Annotated in this window: 14 protein-coding genes; 5 read left to right on the top strand and 9 right to left on the bottom strand. The window is 68.6% G+C overall.

Annotated features, from left to right (window positions below; translation table 11 throughout):
• Window positions 1-67: 67 nt before the first annotated feature.
• The 3 genes from D3230_RS05195 to truB form a co-directional block, all read right to left on the bottom strand.
• On the bottom strand, window positions 68-325 hold the full coding sequence (locus tag D3230_RS05195; protein WP_420029017.1) for a WhiB family transcriptional regulator: 258 nt from the start codon (window positions 323-325) through the stop codon (window positions 68-70).
• Between the two features lie 256 nt (window positions 326-581).
• On the bottom strand, window positions 582-938 hold the full coding sequence (locus D3230_RS05190; RefSeq protein ID WP_202343944.1) for a hypothetical protein: 357 nt from the start codon (window positions 936-938) through the stop codon (window positions 582-584).
• The gene (truB, locus tag D3230_RS05185; protein WP_420029014.1) at window positions 935-1,903 is read right to left on the bottom strand and encodes a tRNA pseudouridine(55) synthase TruB; all 969 of its coding nucleotides are present in this window, start codon (window positions 1,901-1,903) and stop codon (window positions 935-937) included. The genes D3230_RS05190 and truB overlap by 4 nt, the downstream gene beginning before the upstream one ends.
• 37 nt (window positions 1,904-1,940) lie before the next feature.
• On the opposite strand from truB, the gene D3230_RS05180 reads away from it, so the two are divergent.
• Window positions 1,941-2,828 (top strand): A/G-specific adenine glycosylase, encoded by an 888-nt coding sequence (locus D3230_RS05180; RefSeq protein WP_202343943.1) that lies wholly within the window; start codon window positions 1,941-1,943, stop codon window positions 2,826-2,828.
• A 9-nt stretch (window positions 2,829-2,837) separates the two neighbouring features.
• Here the strand turns inward: D3230_RS05180 and rbfA are convergent, their stop codons facing one another.
• Window positions 2,838-3,272: a 30S ribosome-binding factor RbfA gene (gene rbfA / locus D3230_RS05175; protein WP_202343942.1), complete on the bottom strand. Its 435-nt coding sequence runs from the start codon at window positions 3,270-3,272 to the stop codon at window positions 2,838-2,840.
• Window positions 3,273-3,367: 95 nt separating this feature from the next.
• On the opposite strand from rbfA, the gene D3230_RS16330 reads away from it, so the two are divergent.
• The 3 genes from D3230_RS16330 to D3230_RS05160 are packed head-to-tail and all read left to right on the top strand — an operon-like array spanning window position 3,368 to window position 4,912.
• Window positions 3,368-4,057 carry a DUF805 domain-containing protein gene (locus D3230_RS16330; protein WP_202343941.1) on the top strand — a complete coding sequence of 230 codons (690 nt, stop codon included), beginning with the start codon at window positions 3,368-3,370 and terminating at the stop codon, window positions 4,055-4,057.
• Window positions 4,054-4,494: a helix-turn-helix transcriptional regulator gene (locus tag D3230_RS05165; RefSeq protein ID WP_202343940.1), complete on the top strand. Its 441-nt coding sequence runs from the start codon at window positions 4,054-4,056 to the stop codon at window positions 4,492-4,494. Before D3230_RS16330 ends, D3230_RS05165 begins: the two co-directional genes overlap by 4 nt.
• A 10-nt stretch (window positions 4,495-4,504) precedes the next feature.
• Window positions 4,505-4,912, top strand: coding sequence for a VOC family protein (locus tag D3230_RS05160; RefSeq protein WP_202343939.1), 408 nt, complete (start codon window positions 4,505-4,507; stop codon window positions 4,910-4,912).
• 85 nt (window positions 4,913-4,997) lie between these two features.
• Here D3230_RS05160 and infB read toward each other — a convergent pair whose 3' ends face one another.
• From infB to D3230_RS05135, 5 genes are all read right to left on the bottom strand, one after another.
• Window positions 4,998-7,757, bottom strand: coding sequence for a translation initiation factor IF-2 (gene infB, locus D3230_RS05155; RefSeq protein ID WP_202343938.1), 2,760 nt, complete (start codon window positions 7,755-7,757; stop codon window positions 4,998-5,000).
• A gap of 74 nt (window positions 7,758-7,831) precedes the next feature.
• Window positions 7,832-8,089, bottom strand: coding sequence for a YlxR family protein (locus tag D3230_RS05150; protein ID WP_202344089.1), 258 nt, complete (start codon window positions 8,087-8,089; stop codon window positions 7,832-7,834).
• A 376-nt stretch (window positions 8,090-8,465) separates the two neighbouring features.
• On the bottom strand, window positions 8,466-9,461 hold the full coding sequence (gene nusA, locus D3230_RS05145; protein ID WP_202343937.1) for a transcription termination factor NusA: 996 nt from the start codon (window positions 9,459-9,461) through the stop codon (window positions 8,466-8,468).
• Between the two features lie 155 nt (window positions 9,462-9,616).
• On the bottom strand, window positions 9,617-10,096 hold the full coding sequence (gene yiaA, locus D3230_RS05140) for an inner membrane protein YiaA (protein WP_202343936.1): 480 nt from the start codon (window positions 10,094-10,096) through the stop codon (window positions 9,617-9,619).
• Between the two features lie 181 nt (window positions 10,097-10,277).
• Complete coding sequence (locus tag D3230_RS05135; protein WP_202343935.1) at window positions 10,278-12,044, bottom strand: proline--tRNA ligase; 1,767 nt, start codon at window positions 12,042-12,044, stop codon at window positions 10,278-10,280.
• A 49-nt stretch (window positions 12,045-12,093) separates the two neighbouring features.
• On the opposite strand from D3230_RS05135, the gene D3230_RS05130 reads away from it, so the two are divergent.
• A complete protein-coding gene (locus D3230_RS05130) occupies window positions 12,094-13,665 on the top strand; it encodes a phospholipid carrier-dependent glycosyltransferase (protein WP_237466945.1) in 1,572 nt (523 codons plus the stop codon).
• Window positions 13,666-13,781 lie beyond the last annotated feature (116 nt).

Here is a 13,781-nt window from a genome sequence, read left to right as displayed (position 1 = left end):
GCGCCCAGTCTAGGCGCGCCCGAGGTCCAGAGCCTGGAGCCTGGCCGCGTGGTCTGGGATCCGGCGATTACATCGCCTCGCGCCGCAGCCGGCGGCGCTCTCGTTCCGACAGGCCGCCCCAGATACCGAAGCGCTCGTCATTCTCCAGCGCGTAATCCAGGCACTCGGACCGGACCTCGCAGCTTTCGCAAATGCGCTTCGCCTCCCGCGTCGAGCCGCCCTTTTCCGGGAAGAAGGCTTCGGGATCCGTCTGCGCGCACAGCGCGTCACCCTGCCAGGCCAATGCCTCGTCATCATCGCGGGTGCCAGGGACCCCCAGGAACACCGGGTCGACGAACCAGTTACTGGGAACCGGAGTGTGCGGTGATTCGCTCAACTGACGCTCCTTTCCGTACTGCTTCCGCGTGTCGCGCCGTCGGCGGCAACACAATGCATTAATTACACCGTTGTGATTCGCCCAAGTCAAGCCGAAGATTCTAAACCCTCAAGGCCAACTTGAGGCTATAGACACGCTTCCGCCCGTCATGTGCCACTCGCGGAATGTACCGCCGAGGCGCGGTGCCGCTGCGACGACCCCGGATTCAGCCCCAGATCACCAGCATCCGGTAGACCATGACCGCGACCGCGAGGTGCGCAACCGCGAGCACCAAGTTGGCCCACCTCGTACGATCGACCAGCGCCCAGAAACCCGCTCCGATCGGGAGCGCAAACGCCACGATGAGGTACATCCAGAACTCCAGCAGATCCCCCGTGGCGTGGTTTCCCGCGAACGGGGCCACGATCGAAATGACAACTTGCGCCAGCAACATGAGCGCCACAATCAGCGTGGCCCCCATCGTAAAATCGTTCGGCCCGCGCTTCCGAAGCGCCTCCACGAGGCACAGCACGCCGCCGAGCACGCCCGCGGCGATCACTGCGATCGCGTACCCGAGAATCATGCGTCCCCCTCCGCCGCAGCAGCCGTGTCCGGCGTCGGGAAGTTCGTGACGACCCGCGTCCGCCCGCGCGCCACCGACACCAGCCCGAGCAGCGCGCCATCCGGCCCGGTCGCCGCGGCGAGCTTCGCATCCGGCACCTCGCCCACCGACACCCGCTTGCCATGCCCGAGATCCCGTGCCTGCGCCGTGTCAAGCCGCAGTTCGGGGAACAGGCGCGTTGCGACGCTCGCCGGGGACAGCAGTTCCGCCCGATCCCCCGACACCAACTGCTCGATCGTGCCCGCGTCCGCGACATCGAACGGACCCACCGCGGTGCGCCGCAGCGCGGTCAGGTGCCCCCCGAGCCCGAGGGCCGCCCCCAGGTCCCGTGCCAGCGCGCGAATATAGGTGCCGGTCGAGCAGCGTACGGTGGCATCCACGTCGATCACCGCGGTCCCGTCAGCCGCGACCGCCGCGACCGCCGCGGAAGCTTCAAACGCGTGAATGGTCACCGGTCGGCGCTGCAACTCGACGATTTCCCCGGCGCGCACCCGATCGTACGCGCGCTGCCCGTCCACCTTGATCGCGCTGACCGCGCTCGGCGCTTGCTCGATATCCCCGGTCAGCGCACGAACCTCCGCCGCGATCCTGGCAGGATCCGCGAGCACCGCCGCGACCGCTGCCGGATCGGCCGCCGAGATTCGCTCGCCCTCGCGGTCGTCCGTCACGGTCGCCACGCCCAAGCGGATCGTGGTCGTGTAGGTCTTGTCGAGGCCCACCAGGTGCGTGAGCAGGCGCGTCGCCGGACCCGTCCCCAGCACGAGCAGCCCCGTCGCCATGGGATCGAGCGTCCCCGCGTGCCCCACCTTTCGCGTGCCCAGCGCGCGGCGCGACTTCGCCACGGCATCGTGGCTCGTCCACCCCTCCGATTTATCAAGCAGCAGGATTCCGCCGTGCGGAGGCAGTGAGACCGAAGGATTGGACACCAGACCAGCCTACCGCCCCGTCGTAGACTGGGAGACGATGGACAAGATCGGGATCGTAGACGCAGTGAACTCCTGGTTCGGCACCGCGGCCCGCGACCTGCCGTGGCGCGATCCGGCAACGCCCGCCTGGGCCGTGCTCGTGTCGGAGTTCATGCTGCAGCAAACCCAGGTCGAGCGGGTACTGCCGCGTTGGACCGCGTGGATCGAACGCTGGCCCACCCCCGCTGCGCTCGCGGCGGATCCCCCAGGGGAAGCGGTGCGCGCCTGGGACCGGCTGGGATACCCGCGCCGGGCGCTGTGGCTCCACCAGGCCGCCGTGGAGATCGCCGAGCGGCACGGGAACCGCGTCCCCTCGGCCGTTGACGACCTCCTCGCCCTCACCGGCGTCGGACCGTACACGGCGCGCGCCGTTGCCGCATTCGCGTTCGGGGAGCGCCACCCGGTGGTCGACACCAACACGCGCCGCGTCATCGCGCGCGCCGTCCACGGACGCGCCGCGGCGGGGATGCCCGCCGCCCGCGATCTCGATGACATGGCGAAGCTGCTCCCGGACGATCCCGCCGCAGCCGCGGTCTTTAACGCCGCGGCCATGGAGCTCGGAGCGATCGTCTGCACCGCGCGCGCCCCGCGCTGCGACGTCTGCCCGATCGCCGAGTGGTGCGAGTGGCGCGGCAGCGGCTATCCCGACAACGCGCCGGCCAAGCGACCCAAGCAGGCTCGTTTCGAGGGCAGCGACCGTCAGGCGCGCGGCCGCGTCATGGCCGCCCTGCGCGCCGCACACGGCCCGGTGACGCGCGCGGCCGCACTGGCCGCAGCCGCGCCCGACCCGAGCCCCCGGGATCCCGCGCAGGCAGAACGTGCCGTCAGCTCGTTGCTCAGCGACGGCCTGATCGTGGCCGCGGGAGACGCGCTGCGCCTGCCATAGGCAGCGGAACTACCGCTCGTCGTCCTCGTCGCGCGGCTTCGTGTAGGGATCCGCGTCCCCGGCGAACGTGGCGTTCGCCGCCAGCGCTGCGGACTCATCGTCGCGCCGCTTGGCTTCCGCGAGCAGCTCGCTCAGATGGTTCGCGCTCTCGGGCAGCTCATCGTGGATGAACTCCAGGGTCGGCGTCAGTCGCGTGCCGAGCTGCTTGCCCACCTCGGTGCGCAACATTCCGGTCGCCGCCTTCAACGCCGCGGCAGTATCCCGCTGCTCCTGCTCGTCGCCCAGGACCGTGTAGAACACGCTCGCCTGCTGCAGATCACCCGTGACCCGCACATCCGTGATGGTGACGAACCCGAGCCGCGGATCCCGCAGCCCCTTCTCCAAACGCCGTGCGATGATCTGCTGGATCCGCTCGGCGACCTTCCCCGCACGTGGATTACTCATACCTCTATCCTAGCCGGGACCGGCTCGCGTGGCCCGCGCCCACGGGATCGCCGGTAACGTGGAGGTCACCCCGTCCCGCTGACGAAAGTGGTCTCGTGAACGATCATCCTTCGGATCCAGTGCCGCCCCGCGATCCCGCCGCGGGCACGCCGCCCGAACCGCGGTACGCCGCACCGCAGTACGCGACACCGCAATACGCGGCACCGCAGTACGCCGCACCGCAGTACGCCGCACCGCAGTACGCGGCACCGCAGTACGCAACGCCAGCTTCTTCCGGATACACGCGACTCCTTCCGGGACCCGGGGAGCCCTTCGACGGCGCACAGGATCCGCGCGAGCTGCACCGCCCCCGCTACGGCGCGACATTCGGGCAAGCGATCGGCCGGTTCTTCCAGGGCTACGCGCGATTCAGCGGACGCGCCTCGCTCAGCGAATACTGGTTCTCCCGGCTGTTCTGCGTCCTCCTCGTCGGCGCGTGGGGCGTCGCCGCCGGGATCGTGCTGAGCCTGCCTGATTCCCTGGCGGAGCCCCTGGCCGCCGCGCTCTTCATCCTCGGGGCCCTCGCACTGCTGGGCTTCGTGCTCCCCACCCTCGCCATCACCTGGCGTCGGCTCCATGACGCGAACCTGCCCGGACCGCTCTGGTTTCTCGCGCTCGTGCCCCTCGGCGATCTCGCCGTGCTCGTGCTGCTCCTGCTGCCCTCGCGGCCGGAGGGTCGTCGCTTTGACCTCCCGCACGCGGCACCGCATCCCTCGGCCGCGCACCCGGGCCCCGCAGGGCGATGAACACCGCGGCGGACGAGCCGCGCCTCCGGACGCTCCGTCTGCTGCGACGCGTGCGCGACCGGATCGACCGGGACTACGCCGAGCCGCTCGACGTCGCCGAGCTCGGACGCGGCGTGGGCATGTCCGCGGGACACCTCAGCCGGGAGTTCAGCGCCGCCTACGGCGAATCGCCCTACAGCTACCTCATGACGCGCCGGATCGAACGCGCGATGACGCTCCTCCGGCGCGGCGATCTCTCCGTCACCGAGGTGTGTTTCGCCGTGGGCTACGGTTCGCTCGGCACGTTCACCACGCGGTTCACGGAACTCGTCGGGATGCCACCCGGGCGGTATCGCCGCGAGGGCGGCGGGCCGCTCACGGGGCTCCCCGGGATCGTGACGCTGCGCGCCACCAAACCGGTCAGGAATCGAGAAGTTCCCGGAGCAGAGCCGGAGTAGCGTGGCCGGCATGAACATCAACATTCACGTGACCTTCCTGCCGCACACCGACGCCGAGGCGTCACTCACCTTCTACCGCGACGTCCTCGGCTTCGAGCTGCGCAACGACGTCGGCTACGGCGACATGCGCTGGCTCACGGTCGGCCCGACGAACCAGCCGGACACCTCGATCGTGCTCAGTCCGCCCGCGGTCGATCCGGGCCTCACCGACGACGAACGGCGCGTCATCGCCGAGCTCATCGCGAAGGGTTCCTACGCCTCGATCGTGTTCGCCACTGACGAGCTCGAATCGCTGTTCGCACGAGTCGAGGCCGCGGGCACCGAGATCCTGCAGGAGCCCATGGACCAGGACTGGGGCACCCGCGACTTCGCCTTCCGGGACCCGGCGGGCAACACGGTGCGCGTGCAGCAGCTGTGAGCTCCGCCCGGCGGGCGCCGCAGGCGGCTCACCCAACGGAAACGGCCCGGGCAGCGTGCGCTGCCCGGGCCGTTGTCGCCTCGCATTAGTCGCGCGGCTTCTCCACCATCTCGGTCGTCTCGATCTCGTCGCCGATCTGGATGTCGTTGTGCTTGCCGAGGCCAATGCCTGCCTCGAAGTCCGTCTTCACCTCGGTGACGTCGTCCTTGAAGCGGCGCAGCGACTCGATCGCCAGGCCATCGGCCACGACGACACCCTCGCGGATGACGCGGGCCTTCGCGTTGCGCGTGATCGTGCCGGAGCGAACGATGACACCCGCGATGTTGCCGAACTTCGACGAACGGAAGACCTCGCGGACCTCCGCAACACCGGACTGCTTCTCCTCGTACTCGGGCTTGAGCATGCCCTTGAGCGCACCCTCAATGTCATCGAGTGCGTTGTAGATGACGTTGTAGAAGCGGATGTCGATGCCCTCGCGCGCGGCGCGCTCGCGAGCCTTGACGTCGGGACGCACGTTGAAGCCGATGACGATCGCGTTGTCGATCGTGGCGAGATCCACATCCGACTCGGTGATCGCACCCACACCGCGGTGCAGGATCCGGAGCTGGACCGAATCGTCGACCTCGATCTTCATGAGCGATTCCTCGAGTGCCTCGACGGCACCCGACACATCACCCTTGATGATGAGGTTGAGCGACTCAACCTTGCCATCCTCAAGCGCCTTCGTGAACTCTTCGAGGCTGATCCGCTTGCGGGCCTTCGCCAGCATCGCGTTGCGCTCGGCGGCTTCACGCTTCTCAGCGATCTGACGAGCCGTGCGGTCCTCGGGGGTCACGATGAAGTTGTCACCGGCGCGCGGGACGCTGGACAGACCCTGCACCGACACGGGGCGCGAGGGCAGCGCCTCGAGCACGGGATCGCCGTTCTCGTCGTGCATCGCACGGACACGCCCGTAGGCCGTGCCCGCAACGATCGCGTCACCCACGCGGAGCGTACCCGACTGGATAAGCACGGTCGCAACCGAGCCACGACCCTTATCGAGCTTCGCCTCAATGGCGACGCCGCGCGCGTCCTTGTCCGGGTTGGCGCGCAGGTCGAGCCCTGCGTCAGCCGTCAGCAGAACCGCGTCGAGCAGCTCGGTGATACCGATGTTGTTCTTCGCCGAGACGTCGACGAACATGACGTCGCCGCCCCACTCCTCGGACACCAGGCCGAACTCGGTGAGCTGCTGGCGCACCTTCTCCGGGTTCGCGTCTTCCTTATCGATCTTGTTGACCGCGACCACGATCGGCACGTTCGCCGACTGTGCGTGGTTCAACGCCTCAATGGTCTGCGGCATGATGCCGTCGTCTGCCGCGACCACGAGGATCGCGATATCGGTGACCTGAGCACCACGAGCACGCATGGCGGTGAACGCCTCGTGACCCGGGGTATCGATGAAGGTGAGCGCGCGGTCGATGCCGTCGTGCTCGGTGTGGACCTGGTAGGCACCAATGTGCTGGGTGATGCCGCCGGCCTCACCGCTGCCCACGTTCGCCTTACGGATCGCGTCAAGCAGTCGGGTCTTACCGTGGTCGACGTGACCCATGACCGTGACCACGGGCGGGCGGGGCTGCAGGACGTCGTCGCCCTCTTCCTCAAGCTCCGACTCGATGTCGATGTCGAAGCCCTCGAGCAGTTCGCGGTCCTCGTCCTCGGGCGAGACGACCTGGATCTTGTAGCCCAGCTCCTCACCGAGGATCTGGAACGTCGCCTCGTCGAGCGACTCCGTTGCCGTTGCCATCTCACCGAGGTGGAACAGCACGGTCACGAGGTTCGAGGCGCTCGTGTTGATCTTGTCGGCAAAGTCCGAGAGCGATGCGCCACGGCGCAGGCGGATCTGAGTCGATCCGTCGCCGCGGGGTACGCTCACGCCGCCCAGCGACGGCGCCTCGCGCATCTCGAATTCTGCCCGCTTCGCCCGCTTCGACTTGCGTGCCTTGCTCTTGGAGCCGCCACGACCGAATGCGCCAGCGGTGCCCGCGCCACGGCCGCCGCGCCCGCGGCCAGCGAAGCCGCCGCCGGGACGGGGACCCGCGAAGCCGGTGCCGGGAGCACCCGCGCCACCGCCGCCGGGACGGTTAAAGCCACCGCCACCGGGACGACCGCCGCCGCCCGGACGACCGGGACCGCCGGGACGCCCCGCACCGGCTGCGCCGGGTGCCGGACGCGGCGAAGGCCGCGGGATGTTGCCCGGGTTCGGGCGGCCTGCGCCGCCACCGGGACGGGGCATGCCCTGGTTGGAGTTGAAGGGGTTGTTGCCGGGGCGCGGCGGGCGAGGAATGCCCATGCCCTGGCTCGAAGCGAACGGGTTGTTCCCGGGGCGGGGGCCGCCCGGCTTCGGTGCTGCCTTGCCGCCGGGCTTTGCCGGGGTGGCCGGCTTTGCCGCGCCAGGCTTGGCCGGGCTCGCAGGCTTCGCCGCGCCGGGCTTTGCCGGGCTCCCGGGCTTCGCATCCGTGGGTGCCTCCGCGGCCGGCGTTGCCGGGGCAGGGCTCGGAGCAGCCGGAGCCGCGGGTGCTGCCGGCTCCGGAGCGGGGGCCGCGGGCTTCGGGCCGGGCCGGGGGCCGGGCTTCTGAGCACTCGGGCGCTTGGGGGCGGCGGGGGCCGCCGGCGCGGCGGGTGCGCCACCGGCAGAGCCGGTCGCGCCATCAGCAGCCAGTGCTGCCTTGACCTTGCGTGCGACCGGGGGTGCAACGCTCGACGAGGACGCTTTCACGAACTCGCCCATTTCTTTCAGCTTGGCCAGAACGACCTTGCTGTCGACACCGATCTCCGCAGCGATCTCGTGTACGCGTGGGTTAGCCACTTTTCTCCTGTCTGGGTTCACGCCAGACAGGCGAGAACCAAAATTACTGGACGGGTCTCATCGTGAGCCGCTCATTAGTTGTCCATGAGTGTTTTCAGCCTGTTCTCTAAAGGGCTTGCGTCGGGCTTCCCCGACACACGCAACGCCCGCGGAAAGGCTCCGCGAGTCACTGCCAGTTTCAGACACTCGGCCGTGGGATGTACCCACGAACCTCTTCCGGGAAGCGCCGCACGATCGTCAACGCAGAGTTGCCCATCGTGCATCACCACCCGAAGGAGTGCCCCGCGCGATTCACGCGCGCGGCACGCGACACAGGTCCGAACCGCATCCATCTTACCAGCTTCCCACTTCTTCATTGCGCCGTTCGCTCAGCGCGCGTACAACGCTCAGCAAGTCACCGCGTGTCGCGGGCGCTCTGCACGCGTGTCGCGCTCCGCCGCGGTGCGCCACCTCCCGCACGCTCCCGACCGAGACACCAATCTCGCACCGTTCTCGTGTGAAGAAGGTGCGAAATTGGTGTCTCGGTCGGGTTCGGGCGGAGCGTTAGTCGTTCATGATGTGACGCAGAAGCGTCACCGCGGATCCCGCGAGAACGCTGACGCGTTCTCGCCCTAGGAATCCGCGCGGGCTGGATGTCGGCAATACGGACGTTCCACGTCAGGGCTCCGCCCTTCCGTGAAACGCGCGAAGATCGACATCCAGAGAGCGTTAGTCGTTCATGATCGAGTCGGGCTGGATGTCGATCTTCGCGCCCGTCAGCTTCGCGGCGAGGCGGGCGTTCTGGCCCTCCTTGCCGATAGCCAGCGAGAGCTGGAAGTCGGGGACGAGTGCGCGCACCTGCTTCAGCGACTCGTTCAGCATGAAGACGTCGGTCACCTTCGCGGGCGACAGGGCGTTCGCGACGAACTTCGGCAGTTCCGGCGAGTAATCCACGATGTCGATCTTCTCTTCACCGAGCTCAGCCATGACGGCGCGCACACGGCTCCCCATCTCGCCGATGCAGGTGCCCTTCGCGTTGATGCCAGCCTGCTTCGCGCGCACCGCCACCTTCGAGCGGTGCCCCGCCTCACGGGCGAGCGACACGATTTCGACGAGCCCCTCGGCAAGCTCCGGAACCTCCCGTTCGAAGAGCTTGCGCACGAGGCCCGGGTGCGTGCGGGAGACGACAACCTGCGGGCCCTTCGTGCCCTTGGAGACGCTGGTCACGTAGACGCGGATGCGCATGCCGTGCGGGTACTTCTCGCCGGCGATCTGCTCCTCGGGAGGGAGGATCGCCTCAAGCTCGCCCAGGTCGATGTGCACCATCCGCGGGTTCGGGCCCTGCTGCACGACGCCCGAGACGATCTGACCCTCGCGATCCTTGAAGGTGCCGAGGACGGCGTCATCGCTCAGGTCGCGCAGCCGCTGGTTGATGACCTGCTTCGCGGCGCTCGACGCGACGCGTCCAAACTCGTCGGTGGTGACGTAGGCCTCGCCGATCACCTGACCGTCGTCGTCGAGTTCGGGCACGAGCACGGAAATCTCGCCGGTCTTGCGGTCCAGCGTCACCCGCACATCGGATTCGCGGGGCACCGGGAGATTCTGGTTTTCCGCGTGACGCAGGTACGCGGTCTGGATGGCCTGCTCAATAATCTCGACCAGTTCGTCGAACGGAATCTCTTTCTCACGTTCGATCTGTCGTAGCGTTACCAGCTCGATTTTCATCGCAGCCTCCTCTGTATTGAACTGTCTATTCAGCTGTCACGCCTTCCGGCGCGGAGAAGTGACCAGCGTACTCTAGCGGTCTGGATCTCGCCAGAGCGGTGCGGATCCCGGCGGTTCGCGGCGACGCGCCCCATACAGGACCCGGCATATACGTCCTAGCGCATGTAGCCGTCGCTGACGGCGGCAACTCCGCTCGGGGCGTCGATGCCTTCGCCATCTTCCTCGCTCGCAAACTGGGCCAGGTCGCGCACATTCTTCTGCACCGCCACCGAAGCGAACAGGCTCATCGCGAAGCTGATGCCGTAGAACCCCTTCTCGCTGAGCGTGATGCTGCCGGCGTTCCACAGTCCGATGGCCAGCATCGCGAGGGACACCACCAGCGCGAACCACGCAATCCCCGTATAGAGGTTGGTGACGGGGAGCCCGTCGGCGCGATCACGCACGGTCTTCTGCAGCGACACCGCGGCGAACAGGCCGAACATCAGGAGGGTGAAGTAGTAGCCCTTCTCGTTCAGCTCCATGCCGGCGTTGAACAGGCCGATCAAGTACGCGCCCATGCCGAGCAGGAGTGCCACCCACGAGGCCCCCACGAATGCGGGGGTCGGCTTCGCTGCCTGGTCAGTCGTCTCGGTCATGGCGAACTCCTTCGTTCAGGGATGTGTCGTTCGGGTTCCACTCTCGCAGGCGCACATCTCGAAACCGGAATATACCCAGATCGTCGTGTCAAGGAATTCCGTTTCAGGAATGCAAACATGAAAAACGGGGCGGGGCCGTCGCATCGTGTGCGACGGCCCCGCCCCGTTCAGGTGGCGATGACTACGCGCTGAACAGCGCGGCCACGTCGGTGAGCGCGACCCGCTCCTTCGTGCCAGCTGCGCGGTCCCAGACCTCAGCGAAGCCCTCCGCGGCATCGCGGCCGACCACCACCACACGCGGCACACCCAGCAGCTCGGCATCGCCGAACTTCACGCCCGGGGACACCTTGGGCCGGTCGTCGAAGAGCACATCGAGACCGGCAGCCTCGAGCTCAGCGCCGAGGTTCTCGGCGACCTCGGCGACCACCGGATCCTTGCCCGTGGCGACGAGGTGCACATCGAAGGGCGCGATCGAGCGCGGCCAGACCAGTCCGCGCTCGTCGTGGTTGAGCTCTGCGAGGATCGCCATGATGCGCGTCACGCCGATACCGTAGGAGCCCATCGTGACCGTCACGAGCTTACCGTTCTCGTCGAGCACCTTCAGGCCCAGGGCCTCGGCGTACTTGCGGCCCAGCTGGAACACGTGGCCAATTTCCATGCCGCGCGCGGTCTCGATCGGACCGGAGCCGTCGGGCGCGGGGTCGCCATCCCGAACCGTGGCGATATCGATCACGCCGTCGGCCGTGAAGTCCCGCCCGGCGACGAGATACGCGACGTGCTTTTCGGCCTCGTTCGCGCCGGTGATCCAGGACGTGCCGGACACCACCCGCGGGTCAACCAGGTACCGCACGCCGGTGCTGCCCTCGGTGCCGAGCACGGCTTCGCCGCCGCGCACAGGCCCGATGTACCCGCGCACGAGGCCCGGGTGCTGCTCGAAGTCCGCCGCGGTCGCAGGCTCGATGTCCGCGCCGCCGAAGGCGACCTCGGCGCGCTTCAGGTCGGCGTCACGGTCGCCGGGCATCCCGACGACGACCAGCTCGCGCTCTCCCCCGATCGGCGTCACCGCGAGCACCACGTTCTTGAGCGTATCCGCGGCGTTCCACTCGCGCCCGTCCTGGCGGGGCAGCTCGGCGTTCACGAGCGCGACCAGGGTGTCGATGGTGGGCGTATCGGGCGAATCGAACACGACCGCTGCCGGGGCGTCGTCGAACGGGATCTCCTCGGGCACCGGCGTCGCGTACGCCTCGACGTTGGCCGCGTAGCCGCCCGCGGAGCGCACGAAGGTGTCCTCGCCGATCGGAATGGGCAGCAGGAACTCCTCGCTGCGCGAACCGCCCATCGCCCCCGCGTCGGCGGAGACGATCACGTAGTCGAGCCCGAGCCGCGTGAAGATCCGCTCGTAGGCATCGCGCTGCTTCTGGTACGCGGCCGCGAGGCCCTCGTCGCTCACGTCGAAGGAGTACGCGTCCTTCATCGTGAACTCGCGCCCGCGGAGCAGCCCGGCACGCGGCCGCGCCTCATCGCGGTACTTGTCCTGGATCTGGAACAGCTGCAGCGGAAGATCCTTGTAGGAGTTCACGATGTCCTTCACCATCAGGGTGAAGGCTTCCTCGTGGGTGGGCGCGAGCAGGTGGTCCGCGCCGTGTCGATCCTGCAGGCGGAACATCGTCTCGCCGTACTCTTCCCACCGGCCCGTGGCCTCGTAGGGCTCACGCGGCAGCAGGGCCGGGAAGTGCACCTCGTGCGCCCCCGCGGTCGCCATCTCCTCGCGGATGATCTGCTCGAGCTTGCCCTTGACCCGCAGGCCGAGTGGCAGCCACCCGAACACACCCGGGGACTGGCGCCGAATATATCCCGCCCGCACCAGCAGTCGGTGGCTCGCCACCTCGGCGTCGGCGGGATCCTCGCGCAGGGTCTTCAGAAAGTAGTTGCTGAGCCGTGTCATCACCCCACCATCGTAGCCCTCTCACCAGGCCCTGAACGCCTAGTCTGGACACATGCGCACGCGGCAGCTGAGATGGGTGGCACCGGTCATCGTGCTCGGGATCGCCGCGGCGCTCCGCTTCTGGGCGCTCGATCGGCCCGGCACGCTGGTCTTCGACGAGCTGTATTACGTCCGGGATGCGATCAGCCAGCTGAGCCATGGCTTCCCCACCATCTGGCCCGACAGCGAACCCGATATGTCGGGAGATCGCGCCACAGCGTTCACGGCGGATCCGACAAACGCGGTGCACCCGCCGCTGGGGAAGTGGCTCATTGGGCTCGGCGTGCTGCTCTTCGGACCGGAGAGCGGCTGGGGCTGGCGCAGCGCCTCGGCCTTTGCCGGTGTCGCTACCGTCGGGATCGTCATGCGGCTCGGCTGGCTGCTTTCGCGCAGCATGCTTGTGGCGTGCCTGGCGGGGCTGCTGCTCGCGATCGACGGCGTCAACGTCGTGCTCAGCCGGGTCGGGCTGCTCGACGGATTCCTCGCGATGTTCATCGCTCTCGGTGCCCTGTTCGTCTGGCAGGATCAATTGGCGCTCGCGCAGCGCTTCCGCGACGCTGCGGTGGATCCGAAGCGCCCGCTCCCGGTCGTGTGGGCGCGGCCCTGGCTCGTCGCGGCGGGCCTCGCGTTCGGCGCCGCCGCGGCGGTGAAATGGTCGGGCCTGTACCCGCTCGCCGCGTTCCTCATCTTCGTGACGATCCGGGACCTCCTGCTGCGGCTGCGATCCCGCACCCCGCGGCCGTGGTCCCGCGCCGTGGGCCAGGCGGGCGTCGCGGCACTGCTCACGCTCCCCCTCACGGCGCTCACGTATCTCGCGAGCTGGATCGGCTGGATCCTCGCGCCGGGCGGCTGGGGCCGGACTCCGGGCGAGCACTGGTTCCCGGCGCTCGTGCGCTACCACCGCGACATGCTGGAGTGGCACAGCACCCTCAGCGCGCCGCACCCGTACCAGGCGCACCCGCTGACGTGGCCGCTCGCGCTCCGTCCCACCGCCATGTACGAGCACCGTTGGGCGGACGGCTGCCCGTGGACGGAATGCGTGTCCGCGGTCTCCCCCCTCCCGAACCCCCTGGTGACGTGGGGTGGCGTGTTCGCGCTCGGGGTGCTGTTGTGGTTCGCGGTGCGCTCGGTCCGCGTGCGGCGGGCCAGTGCGGTGCTGACCACCGCCCGGCACGCCGTGCCGCCACGGCTTGGCCCGGCCCCCGCCCCGGCACTCGCGATCCCGCTCGGCACCGTGAGCGGGTTCGTGCTGATCGGGTATCTGTCGGGCTGGCTGCCGTGGGTGGCCACGGTCTCCCGTTCGGCAGTCTTCCAGTTTTACGCGGTCGTCTTGACGCCGTTCGCCGCGCTCGCCCTGGCACTCGTTCTCGGCGTCGCCTGCCGGATCGGCGCGCTCAGTCGCGCCGCGGACGAGCTCGGGTTCCGTGCGCCCGCCGCGGCTGAGCTCCAGGGCCGCCGGATTGCGGCGGCCCTCTTCGTGGCGTGTGCGCTCGCGCTGGCCCTGTTCTTTTTCCCCGCGTGGAGCGGACAGCCCATCGCGGACTGGTTCTGGCGCGCACACCTGTGGCTCCCGGGCTGGGCCTGATCCGGCACCGCCGCAGCCCTCGGCCTCGAGTTCCCGAGCACCGCGCCCCAGTCCCCTCAAGAAGCCAGTTTCGCGCGCTCCCAGGGGCCGAGAACGCACGTTTCTGAGGGTTCGAC

This window comes from Leucobacter chromiireducens subsp. solipictus, from assembly GCF_016758195.1.
Classification (GTDB): domain Bacteria; phylum Actinomycetota; class Actinomycetes; order Actinomycetales; family Microbacteriaceae; genus Leucobacter; species Leucobacter solipictus.
The sequence above is the reverse complement of the archived record's forward strand: the minus strand, read 5'-3'. Positions and strand labels throughout refer to the sequence as shown.

Bases quoted from the DNA above. Each gene is read 5' to 3' on its own strand.
- D3230_RS05190 (WP_202343944.1), bottom strand. From the start codon at position 938: ATGATTCTCGGGTACGCGATCGCAGTGATCGCCGCGGGCGTGCTCGGC.
- D3230_RS05180 (WP_202343943.1), top strand. From the start codon at position 1,941: ATGGACAAGATCGGGATCGTAGACGCAGTGAACTCCTGGTTCGGCACC.
- rbfA (WP_202343942.1), bottom strand. From the start codon at position 3,272: ATGAGTAATCCACGTGCGGGGAAGGTCGCCGAGCGGATCCAGCAGATC.
- D3230_RS05165 (WP_202343940.1), top strand. From the start codon at position 4,054: ATGAACACCGCGGCGGACGAGCCGCGCCTCCGGACGCTCCGTCTGCTG.
- D3230_RS05160 (WP_202343939.1), top strand. From the start codon at position 4,505: ATGAACATCAACATTCACGTGACCTTCCTGCCGCACACCGACGCCGAG.
- D3230_RS05150 (WP_202344089.1), bottom strand. From the start codon at position 8,089: ATGGATGCGGTTCGGACCTGTGTCGCGTGCCGCGCGCGTGAATCGCGC.
- nusA (WP_202343937.1), bottom strand. From the start codon at position 9,461: ATGAAAATCGAGCTGGTAACGCTACGACAGATCGAACGTGAGAAAGAG.
- yiaA (WP_202343936.1), bottom strand. From the start codon at position 10,096: ATGACCGAGACGACTGACCAGGCAGCGAAGCCGACCCCCGCATTCGTG.
- D3230_RS05130 (WP_237466945.1), top strand. From the start codon at position 12,094: ATGCGCACGCGGCAGCTGAGATGGGTGGCACCGGTCATCGTGCTCGGG.